General features: G+C 46.6%; 6 protein-coding genes. 2 read left to right on the forward strand and 4 right to left on the reverse strand.

The features are described from left to right. Nucleotides 1-79: 79 nt before the first annotated feature. The 4 genes from TES5_RS13270 to TES5_RS13290 form a co-directional block, all read right to left on the reverse strand. On the reverse strand, nt 80-1954 hold the full coding sequence (locus TES5_RS13270; protein WP_068562468.1) for an NAD(P)/FAD-dependent oxidoreductase: 1875 nt from the start codon (nt 1952-1954) through the stop codon (nt 80-82). A gap of 228 nt (nt 1955-2182) precedes the next feature. Next, a complete protein-coding gene (locus TES5_RS13275; RefSeq protein ID WP_068562469.1) occupies nt 2183-2770 on the reverse strand; it encodes a Gx transporter family protein in 588 nt (195 codons plus the stop codon). A gap of 87 nt (nt 2771-2857) precedes the next feature. Then, a protein-coding gene (locus TES5_RS15275; RefSeq protein ID WP_232309394.1) for an IS630 family transposase occupies nt 2858-3897 on the reverse strand; the annotation gives its coding sequence in 2 pieces (ribosomal slippage) (nt 2858-3397 and nt 3400-3897; 1038 coding nt in all). A 393-nt stretch (nt 3898-4290) separates the two neighbouring features. Further along, nucleotides 4291-4896: a sigma-70 family RNA polymerase sigma factor gene (locus tag TES5_RS13290; protein WP_068562471.1), complete on the reverse strand. Its 606-nt coding sequence runs from the start codon at nt 4894-4896 to the stop codon at nt 4291-4293. 689 nt (nt 4897-5585) lie between these two features. Between TES5_RS13290 and TES5_RS13295 the strand changes: the two genes are divergently transcribed. Both TES5_RS13295 and tnpA read left to right on the forward strand, forming a co-directional pair. Then, on the forward strand, nt 5586-6497 hold the full coding sequence (locus TES5_RS13295; RefSeq protein WP_232309396.1) for an aldo/keto reductase: 912 nt from the start codon (nt 5586-5588) through the stop codon (nt 6495-6497). A 141-nt stretch (nt 6498-6638) separates the two neighbouring features. Further along, nucleotides 6639-6827 (forward strand): IS200/IS605 family transposase (tnpA, locus tag TES5_RS15060; RefSeq protein ID WP_157080379.1); only part of this gene is annotated, 189 nt, incomplete at its 3' end.

Raw genomic sequence — 6827 nt, forward strand, 5'->3', positions numbered from 1 at the left:
CCCGTCCTCCTCTTCTTTCTTTCGCCTAAAAGAAAAGGGCTAAGGCAAGTCTCCCTACCTTAACCCTGTTAGATCGTTATTATTGACCGATGCCCGGTCTATAGATTGATTTTGTCTTACCGTACCACCAGTTGTCAAGTTTCTTCTGGATCCACGGAATCACATAGTAGTCCAACCCGAAGGCTCTGCCTGATCCGTTCATCAAGGCGATGGCCACCGGAATGAACCACATGTTCACCCAGTAGAACATACCGGATAAGGAGAACGAAATCACCAATGCGATCGTTGCGGCATTCGCCAAGAAAGTGAACAAGCCCGCGATGATCGCCAAACCGATCAGCAACTCGACGATCGTCATGAATTTCTGGAAGAACAAGGCCATTTCCGGATTCGGGATCATGACCTGCATGATGCTGTTGAACCACTCAGGCGCTTCTTTGAAGATCATCATCGGCTCTTCCCCGTAGGCATAGCTCAAACCGAATACCGGATGGCTGACAGCTGCTGTTTCGGTTACTGCTTCGGATGCCCCGGTTGTCGCTTCCTTCAGCCAAGCGAACGGCAGGACGATTTCATCGCCGAACCAAGAAGTCGTGCCGTACAAGCCGTAGATCTTCTTGACCGCTTCCCATGTCCACATGCTGCCGTAGAAGACGCGCAGCGGCAGTGCCCAGAGTACATTGCCCAAGCGGGACAAGTGGCCGCGGAAGATGTTGCGCTTTTCTTTGATATAAAAGAATTCATGATAAATGTATTGCACGAAATAATAGCCTGAACCGATCGTCATAAAGTAGAACAAGTTCACCATATGCTTCACGAGCATCGCTATGAAGCCGCTCAAATGGATTTTGTCCATCAAGTAGGCAACGCCATAACGGGAACCGATCGAAATCATGAAACCTTGGTATGTGCCTTTGTGTTCGTGTTTCTCTGTTCCTTCGATAGAGGCGATGATGTTGGCGGCCGCTGTGTGTCCCGTTTGTTCGGCGGATTGCACGATTTGCGGTACTGGTGCGTTGTTTTTGTCAGGCTCTTCGTAGTAAACCAAGTCCCCCGCCAAGTAAACACCATCGGAATCTTTCGCTTCCATGTATTTATTGGCTACCAAACGACCCGCTCTTGCTTGCTCGATGCCGTAAGCTGCTGCATCAGAGTTCGCTTTTACCCCTGCCGTCCAAATCAACGTGTGTGTCGGAATGACCGTTCCGTCAGACAACTCGACGCTGTCCTTCTTGACGTTGGCGACTCCATTGCCTTTGATGATCTGGATGCCTTTTTTCAGCATGTATTTTTCGGCTTTTTGTTGTTCCTTTTCGGTAACGACACCTAAAATCTGTGGTGCGGCTTCCACTAAATAAAGACTGAACTCAGCCGGATCCAGCTTATTGTCTTTAGCCAGTTTGTCTTTCCATTCCATCAGTTCGCCAACCAATTCGACACCGGTGAAGCCGGCACCACTGACTACAGCAGTCAACATGGCTTTGCGCTTCGCGTCATCATGTTCCTTCGCTGCCGCTTCGACTGTATCTTTGATGTGGCGGCGAATTTTGTTCGCATCTTCCCAAGACCACATCGTGAAGGCATGCTCGTCGACACCTGGTACGTTGAATGTATTCGGCTCGCCACCCATTGCCAAGATCAGGTAGTCATATTTGAAGCTATGGCTGCTGGTCGTGACCACTTTCGCTTCACGGTCCACATGGGTCACTTCATCCGTAATGATATCCACGTTTCTGCTACGGCTGAACAGTCGTTGCAGATCGTATTGGATTGCATCGGGCTGCACACGCCCCGCTGCCACCTCATGCAACTCGGTCATGTATGTCTGGTAGGAATGTTTGTCGATCAAGGTGATCAGGACATCCGGATTTTTCTTGAAATGTCGGGACAATTTCTTCGCGGCGGCCACACCGGCGAAACCTGCTCCCACAACCACAATATTCTTTTTACTCATTAGGTAGTCTCCTTTTTATCTATGTTCAGCGCATCACTGTGCCTAATCACTTATTTAAAATAACCACATTTATAAGTATAGTGTATTTGTGAATAATTGTCCATGCAAAACCTGGAAGTAGTATGAAAAAGTTCTTCTACGAGCATTTTTTCATCTTTTTCACTTTGTTTTCTTCCTCACGAGTCGGCTTAAAACCTTTCGCATTGGAGAGGTTCCCGCAATAAAACGCTAGTGTTTCTCTTCCCGGTAGACCAGTGAAGCCTCATACCACGCTTTCGTCAATTTACTTTTAGAGGACTCCTCCAATTGGAACTGACGGATCGTCGAAACGTGTTCCAACAAATAGTTCGCCGCCACTCCGACCGCGATCCCAGAGAAGATGCCAGTGATGGAAAGGATCGGCAAGTAGAGCATGACACTGAACGATTGCGCAATCAAACTCGCCATCGCCAGCTGGCCGACATTATGCAGAATCCCCCCGGCCGCGCTGATGCCGATCATGCTGACCCGCTTCGGTCCCAAAAGCCGGACCAAAAGCATCCCGCCATAACTCAAAAAGGCCCCCGCAAAACTGTACAGGAAGGTCGATAACGTCCCGCCCAACAACGTCGAGATCAACAACCGCATCCACACGACCTTCAGACTGTCCTTATAAGGCAGCGTAAAAATCGCCAACAAGGTGATGATGTTCGCCAACCCAAGCTTCGCACCCGGCGCAAACGCGAAAGGAAACGGAATCGCCCGCTCCAGCATCGTAATCACCACACCCTGCGCAGCCAATAATGAAATATAGATCAAACGTTTATTTTTATTCATAGTCCTATCCTTGCTTATTAAAATTCGTACTTAAAGTGTAGCACAATTGAGGCAAAGAAATGAACTATATAGGTTGAATTAAATACTTTACATCCGCACGCACAGTCGGTCAATCACCTCAAGGGGGCGCTCGTTTACATAGGCTAAGAAACCGCGGACCGACTGTTTGATTTTCTGGACGTGGTCAAAAAAAACATTGTTGATGACCGATCCCTTGAGCCACTTCCAAACGCCTTCCATTAGGTTCAACTGAGGGCTGTAGGGAGGGAGGAAGATGAGTGCCAGGCGCCTAGCGTTTTCTTCAAGAAAAGACTGGATCAGCTTGGCGTGGTGGATACGGGCATTATCCAATACCATCACGATTTTTCCGGTGGGGTATTCCCGCAACGTCCGCTCCAGAAAACGGAGGAAGGCCGCTGCGTCGTATACCCCTTCTTCTGTACAAATGGTCCGACCGGTTTCATAATCCAAGGTGCCTATCAATTTTACCCCTTTGTGTTGTCCATAAGTGGGGATTTTTCGCTGGTGGCCGCGGAGAAACCAGGTGCAGCCAATGGCTTGGTAATCCCGGATCATGGTTTCGTCCTCGAATAGGAGGTGGTCAATATCGCTATTCAGCAATTTTTTTTTAGGCTCGGGAAGGTTTCTTCCAAAAATACCTGTTGTTTCTTGGAATCCGCTTTTTTGAGGGTATACGTCGGACGGGTCCAGCTTAGTCCTAGCCGGTGAAGGAGGTCCGCCACGCCTTTTTGCGTATATCCATAACCCCATTCCCGGAGAATCAGGTCACACACAATCGCCAATGTCCAATTGGCACGGGATTTGAAACCTACTTCCTCCGGAGTGTGGTAGGCGACGATTTGGACCAGTTCCGCTTCCTGTTCATCTGTCAGCCGTGAAGGTCGTCCGCTTTGTTTTTTGGAGACTAAACCTTGGATTCCATTATGGCAGTAATTTTTCACATAGTGGCTGACAGTATGCTCGTCGCGGCCGATGGTGTGCCCGGCTTCTTTCCGGGTGTGGCCTTCAAGAACCAACTTGACTGCCAGGCAACGCTCGTACAACCGGCGGTTGTCTGTCGTATTCATCGCTTTTTCCAATTCACGGATTTGGCGTTCTGTTTCCATGTTCCCCACTCCTCAAGTGTTTTCTTTAGTATACGCCTATAGGAGGAAAAACGAATACAATTTAACTCAATTTATATAAGGACCTATATTTACTAAAAGAAAAAAACAGGAATGCCTCACAAAGAGCCAGCCCCGTTCTTCCTCTCCTCCGGCGAACGGAAGCTTCGCCGCAGTTCGTCCAACATTTCCTCTTCGTTCTCCGATAGGCTCGGCCTCTCCGGAGTTGAGGTTGAAAGTTACCTCTGTCCTCCGACGAGCGACCACTGCCCGGAGCTACGCACTCACCCGAGCGCTGTCCTCCGTCTAGCAGCCCGGTCCTTTCTTCGCTCCACTGCTGCTTGCCACGAAGAAAAGACCGCCTCCAAAGGGAGACGGCCCCGCATTATTTGGATATCATTCCAACAAACGCTTCATTTTTCGGTGGCATCTATCATAAGCGTTCTTGATGGATGTCACCTCGCAATCCAATTCATCCGCGATGCTCAGGAAATCCGATCCATTGAGAAAACGGATGAACACAGCTTGTTCGAAATCAGAAAGACTTTCGAAGTAACCCGATGCACTTTCCTTCACCATAACAATTTCCTCAGGAGAGAAGCTCATCGACACAACACCTTCAAACGAATGTTCCGTATGGTTACTGTACTGATTTTCCAGGATCGCATCCAAAGATACCGCGCCTTTGTCGATCCTTCTCTTGACTGCACTCTCTTTCCTGATCAAGCTGAAAATGTGATGCTTCAGGGTTAATTTGTAGAAACTTGCAAATTGTAGGCCTTTCTCAGGCACATAAGATTGAACAGCCTTGTGCAATACCATCCGAGCCTCTTGCCAGAAGTCATCTTGTTCCAAAGACTTCAAGTAGTAGGCTCTGTTGAACTTCTTTACTAGTGGTAAAAACCTATAGAATAGTTCTTCAAAATGCATAGAGTGCCCTTGTTGGATCAGTGCCACCAACTGTTCCGGACTGTGTTCCGATAGTTCCACTTCTTCGTTCATTTTCAATCCCCCAAGCTAATTTTTGGCAAATATATAATACATCTCTAGAAAATGCGTTACATATTGCCTAATACCTATTATACCGATAAAGAAAGCGCTGTCAAACATTAGTTTGAATTTTTATTCATTAAACTTTCCCTATATCTAAATTCTCGGTACAGCATTAGACGCTCATAGTGATAATCGTTACTTGCCAGCTCTAGAAGGCAATTGAGCTGTAACCGCGTGTAGATCGCTCCAATACATGCAGCGATGTAAGAATAAATCATCTTCGCCTCGAGATTCAGCTTCCAATCACTTGTCACCGTTCCCCTTTTATAGGTTGGACCTCATCGCTGCTGGGGTCTCTTCTTACAGAGATGGGGAGATCACATGCAACTTTTGGAGCCTGATTACACTTATTGATGGTAGAGGAGGTAATATGAGAACATGCGCTATCCAATGCATTTCTGAACAAATCCGTGGAAATGAAGTACAAAATCCTTTTGTCCTCGGAAGTCTTCATAAAGACTGAAGACAGCTGGAATTAGCTTCCGAAACCTATATACGGATAGTAATTAATTTGGATACGCACAGAATGTGACCAGCTCGGATGGACTCCCAATGCTAGTTATTAGTGTGAAAGTGTTACACTATATGGAGGAGATGCGCAAAAGACCAATTTTTACTTTCAAGAATACAGTTACAATATGCTCCCGCTATTTTTTGGAAAAATAGCGGCGCTTTTACTAAATAAGGAGGAAACAATGCGATATACAACTTTAAATAATAATGCGATTATGCCAACCCTTGGGATCGGGACTTATCGGATCCGTCCCGCAGATGCAGAACGTTCCGTGGAACACGCCCTGAAAAACGGGTATCAATTGATTGATACGGCAAATATTTATCTGAATGAAAAAGCTGTTGGACGAGCCATCAAAAAATCCGGCATCGATCGAAGTGAGATTTTTCTGACCTCAAAAATCTGGCCGACAGAATATAAATATGCAAAAGCGAAGCAAGCCATTGAGGATACCCTGAAGCGGTTGGGCATCGATTACATTGATCTCATGCTGTTGCATCAACCAACAGGCGATTATCTAGGCGCTTGGAGAGCTATGGAAGAGGCAGTAAAAACGGGCAAGATTAAATCAATTGGTCTGTCTAACTTTACAGGACTTGAATTGGATAAGGTGCTGGCTGAAGGAACGATCAAACCTGCTGTTGTGCAGGTGGAATGCCACCCTTATTTCCAACAAAAAGAGTTGAAAGTAAAACTTGCTAAGGACAATATTGCGCTTGAAGCTTGGTACCCCCTTGGCTCAGCTGACAAAGACTTGCTTGCCGAACCCATCTTTGCAGAATTGGCAAGTAAGTACAATAAATCTGTTGTGCAAATCATCTTGCATTGGCATGTCCAAACAGGAAATATTGTCATTCCAGGCTCTAAAAATCCAACTCACATAGACAGTAATCTGGCTATTTTTGATTTTGAACTATCATCCGCTGACTTGGAGCAAATCGCCCAACTCGACAAAGACAAACGCTTCCTCAATCTGCCAAAATGGATGCACCGTCTGTTTTTGCTGGCACGCTTGAACTACGATAAGCAAGTCTAAGCGGCGGCGACAAACGGAACGATGCGCACAAAGATGTATGAACGTTACCGAAAGAGCGTCGTAAAGCCCCTTGCTTTAGCTATGGGGATATAAGACGTGCACTCAGTTGTGTTATGTGGGAATTCGCTGTATAATCAATGTATGGAAAATAAAAAATATAAATCAAATCATAACATCACTTATTCTTGTACCTACCATGTTGTCTGGTGTCCAAAATATCGGCGAAAGGTCCTTGTCGGACCAGTAGCGGCACGCTTAAAGGAGCTCATTGTAGAAACGTGCACCGGTCTATCCGTCGAAATTCAGGAAATGGAGATCATGCCAGACCAC

This window comes from Trichococcus sp. ES5, assembly GCF_900067165.1.
GTDB classification, from domain to species: Bacteria; Bacillota; Bacilli; order Lactobacillales; family Aerococcaceae; genus Trichococcus; species Trichococcus flocculiformis.

What these genes read in the sequence shown, in the direction of transcription:
- TES5_RS13270 (WP_068562468.1), bottom strand. Translation starts at nt 1,954, where the DNA reads ATGAGTAAAAAGAATATTGTGGTTGTGGGAGCAGGTTTCGCCGGTGTG.
- TES5_RS13275 (WP_068562469.1), bottom strand. Translation starts at nt 2,770, where the DNA reads ATGAATAAAAATAAACGTTTGATCTATATTTCATTATTGGCTGCGCAG.
- TES5_RS13290 (WP_068562471.1), bottom strand. Translation starts at nt 4,896, where the DNA reads ATGAACGAAGAAGTGGAACTATCGGAACACAGTCCGGAACAGTTGGTG.
- TES5_RS13295 (WP_232309396.1), top strand. Translation starts at nt 5,586, where the DNA reads ATGCTCCCGCTATTTTTTGGAAAAATAGCGGCGCTTTTACTAAATAAG.